Source organism: Salinimicrobium sp. TH3 (assembly GCF_026676115.1).
GTDB lineage: Bacteria > Bacteroidota > Bacteroidia > Flavobacteriales > Flavobacteriaceae > Salinimicrobium.
The window spans coordinates 1-3,423 of the sequence record NZ_JAPONB010000018.1 but is presented as its reverse complement, the minus strand read 5'-3'; the positions used below and the strand labels follow the sequence as shown (position 1 = coordinate 3,423).

The window sequence follows — 3,423 nt, the reverse complement described above, 5'->3', positions numbered from 1 at the left end:
AAATAAGTTCTCTGAAAATTTTTTGAATTTTATCTTGGATTGTAAAGGAAATTGGTTTTATCTTTGCATCCGCTTTGAGAGGCACCATGAGTGTTCTATTAGAGTCGAAAAAAGTTCTTAAAAAAAGTTTTTGAAGTTAAGCAGGAAAGGTTGTAAGTTTGCATCCGCTTTTGCGACAACATAACTTCCGAAGCGTTTGAAAAAAAATTATTTTTTTCTTGCAGGGTTTGAAAAAGGTTGTACATTTGCAGCCGCTTTGAGACAGAGCAAAAGTTCAGAAGATATACTGAAAAAGAAATCCCGGGTTGGGTAGTAGAGAATAAGGTTCGACTCCTTTAATTTCAACAAGAGATCCTCTTGAAAACGGAGATTCTCTCCCCTTATTAAGGGGAGATGTCCGCAGGATAGAGGGGTGTTCATTGACATATTGAATTGACAGCGCGTATGTTGTTTTCATTAACAACAAATGCAATAATAAGAATTAAGACTAGAAGAACGTTTTGAGCTTTGATTCCCTGTTAAAGGGGATGAAGAAGAGGAATTCCTTTAGTAGTTGTTAAAGTATATAAGATTTAACGATGAAGAGTTTGATCCTGGCTCAGGATGAACGCTAGCGGCAGGCTTAACACATGCAAGTCGAGGGGCAGCACGTCTTCGGATGGTGGCGACCGGCGCACGGGTGCGTAACGCGTATACAATCTACCTTTTACAGGGGCATAGCCCGGGGAAACCCGGATTAATATCCCATGGTATGTAGGAATGGCATCATTCCTTCATTAAAGCTTTGGCGGTAAAAGATGAGTATGCGTTCTATTAGCTAGATGGTAAGGTAACGGCTTACCATGGCTACGATAGATAGGGGTCCTGAGAGGGAGATCCCCCACACTGGTACTGAGACACGGACCAGACTCCTACGGGAGGCAGCAGTGAGGAATATTGGACAATGGGCGAGAGCCTGATCCAGCCATGCCGCGTGCAGGAAGACTGCCCTATGGGTTGTAAACTGCTTTTATACGGGAAGAAACACCCCCTCGTGAGGGGGCTTGACGGTACCGTATGAATAAGGATCGGCTAACTCCGTGCCAGCAGCCGCGGTAATACGGAGGATCCAAGCGTTATCCGGAATCATTGGGTTTAAAGGGTCCGTAGGCGGGTTTGTAAGTCAGTGGTGAAAGTCTGCAGCTCAACTGTAGAACTGCCATTGATACTGCATACCTTGAGTAATTATGAAGTGGTTAGAATATGTAGTGTAGCGGTGAAATGCATAGATATTACATAGAATACCGATTGCGAAGGCAGATCACTAATAATTTACTGACGCTGATGGACGAAAGCGTAGGTAGCGAACAGGATTAGATACCCTGGTAGTCTACGCCGTAAACGATGGTTACTAGCTGTTCGGCTCGATTAAGAGCTGAGTGGCTAAGCGAAAGTGATAAGTAACCCACCTGGGGAGTACGTTCGCAAGAATGAAACTCAAAGGAATTGACGGGGGCCCGCACAAGCGGTGGAGCATGTGGTTTAATTCGATGATACGCGAGGAACCTTACCAGGGCTTAAATGTAGCTTGACAGGGGTGGAAACACCTTTTCCTTCGGGCAAGTTACAAGGTGCTGCATGGTTGTCGTCAGCTCGTGCCGTGAGGTGTCAGGTTAAGTCCTATAACGAGCGCAACCCCTGTGGTTAGTTGCCAGCGAGTAATGTCGGGAACTCTAACCAGACTGCCGGTGCAAACCGTGAGGAAGGTGGGGATGACGTCAAATCATCACGGCCCTTACGTCCTGGGCCACACACGTGCTACAATGGTAGGGACAGAGAGCAGCCACTGGGCGACCAGGAGCGAATCTATAAACCCTATCACAGTTCGGATCGGAGTCTGCAACTCGACTCCGTGAAGCTGGAATCGCTAGTAATCGCATATCAGCCATGATGCGGTGAATACGTTCCCGGGCCTTGTACACACCGCCCGTCAAGCCATGGAAGCTGGGGGTACCTGAAGTCGGTCACCGCAAGGAGCCGCCTAGGGTAAAACTGGTAACTGGGGCTAAGTCGTAACAAGGTAGCCGTACCGGAAGGTGCGGCTGGAACACCTCCTTTCTAGAGATTTTGCCTCTTATAAGGCAAAACACAATTACGACATAAGGAGCCTTTTTACAAAAGAAGTAAGAGACTTCTTTTGGTCTTAATTCACTGTCAATTTAATTATAAAACAGAAACAAGAAACAAGAGCCTAGAGACTAGACAGATGTCTAGATTCTAGTGTCTATAAGTCTAGTTTCTTAAAAGAAACAGTCTCATAGCTCAGCTGGTTAGAGCGCTACACTGATAATGTAGAGGTCGGCAGTTCGAGTCTGCCTGAGACTACGAAGTACAGGGTAGAAATACGAAGTACGAAGTTCATTGAGAATTATTGAAGGAAATTTTAGAAGTTGGGCAACCAGTTTACAGTACGCAGTTAAGCAGTACGCAGTACAGTGAAGACTGATTACTGAATACTGATCACTGCTAACTAAAAAACGGGGGATTAGCTCAGCTGGCTAGAGCGCCTGCCTTGCACGCAGGAGGTCATCGGTTCGACTCCGATATTCTCCACCATTTTTTAGGAACCTAGAAAATAGAATCTTGAAACTAGACTTTTTTTAGTCTAGGCTCTAGTCTCCAGGATCTAGACTCTTAAAGAAAAACGTTCATTGACATATTGGAAAATAAGAATACGAGAAACATAAAAATTTCTATGATTGTAAAATTATAGATAGAGCAAATTATATTTTAAGTTTTGATGATTGGGAAGAGGGTTATTTATAGCTCTTAACTTATGATTTAGAACTTGCAAGAGCATATTAGGTAAAAGCACATAAGCTAAATAAGGGCGTATGGGGAATGCCTAGGCTCTCAGAGGCGATGAAGGACGTGATAAGCTGCGAAAAGCTGCGGGGACTGGCACATACAGGTTGATCCGCAGATATCCGAATGGGGCAACCCAGCATACTGAAGGTATGTTACTCCGCAAGGAGGGCGAACCCGGAGAACTGAAACATCTAAGTACCCGGAGGAGAAGAAAACAATAGTGATTGCGCTAGTAGTGGCGAGCGAACGCGCATTAGCCCAAACCAGCAAGCTTACGGGCTTGTTGGGGTTGTAGGACCACGATATTGGTTGTGTAATGAACTAGAACGCTTTGGAAAGAGCGGCCATAGACGGTGATAGCCCGGTATAGGTAAAGAACATAAACCATAGTGGTATCCTGAGTAGTGCGGGGCACGAGAAACCCTGTATGAATTTGGCGGGACCATCCGCTAAGGCTAAATACTCCTGAGAGACCGATAGTGAACCAGTACCGTGAGGGAAAGGTGAAAAGAACCGTGAATAACGGAGTGAAATAGATCCTGAAACCATACGCTTACAAGCGGTCGGAGCCCTTTA

2 tRNA genes and 2 rRNA genes are annotated in these 3,423 nt (G+C 45.3%); all 4 read left to right on the top strand.

The features are described 5' to 3' along the window. The first annotated feature begins 575 nt into the window (after window positions 1-575). Window positions 576-2,097, top strand: a 16S ribosomal RNA gene (locus OU683_RS16530). A gap of 193 nt (window positions 2,098-2,290) precedes the next feature. Next, window positions 2,291-2,364 (top strand) — tRNA-Ile (locus OU683_RS16525). A 154-nt stretch (window positions 2,365-2,518) separates the two neighbouring features. Beyond that, window positions 2,519-2,595, top strand: a tRNA-Ala gene (locus tag OU683_RS16520). A 258-nt stretch (window positions 2,596-2,853) separates the two neighbouring features. Then, window positions 2,854-3,423 (top strand): 23S ribosomal RNA (locus OU683_RS16515); the annotation flags it as partial.